We start from the raw sequence: 375 nt of genomic DNA on the forward strand, positions 1-375 counted from the left end.
GCGGCTGCGCACCGAGCGCACCGGCAGCGACAAGGGCGTCGGCCTCGGCCTGTCCATCGTCCGCTCCGTCGTCCGGGCACACGACGGCACCATCACCGCCCAGCCCCGCGAAGGCGGCGGACTCGTCATGCGGGTCGTCCTGCCCTCGTAGGCACGGTTCGCTGCCGCAATCCGAAGCCCGAAACCCGGATCACCGTCAGGCGCGCAAAGCGGAAGCGCAGAGACTTCGCACCCGCGGATCAGCCATGGGCGGGCGGCCCCTCAGAGGCCGCCTCCCCCTAGATGATTGAGTCCGATGTCTGTGCTGGCCGCGACCATGGCGAAGGGCGCCCGTTGGCTTGTGTGTGACGACAAACCTGGACGCCCTTCTGGCGG

1 protein-coding gene is annotated in these 375 nt (G+C 69.9%); it reads left to right on the forward strand.

Features of this window, described 5'->3' with window-relative positions; all coding sequences use genetic code 11:
- The coding region (locus IF67_RS42705; RefSeq protein WP_234341653.1) for an ATP-binding protein at positions 1–151 on the forward strand (151 nt) is incomplete at its 5' end.
- Positions 152–375: the final 224 nt, after the last annotated feature.

Source organism: Streptomyces sp. NRRL S-1813 (assembly GCF_000719605.1).
GTDB classification, from domain to species: domain Bacteria; phylum Actinomycetota; class Actinomycetes; order Streptomycetales; family Streptomycetaceae; genus Streptomyces; species Streptomyces decoyicus.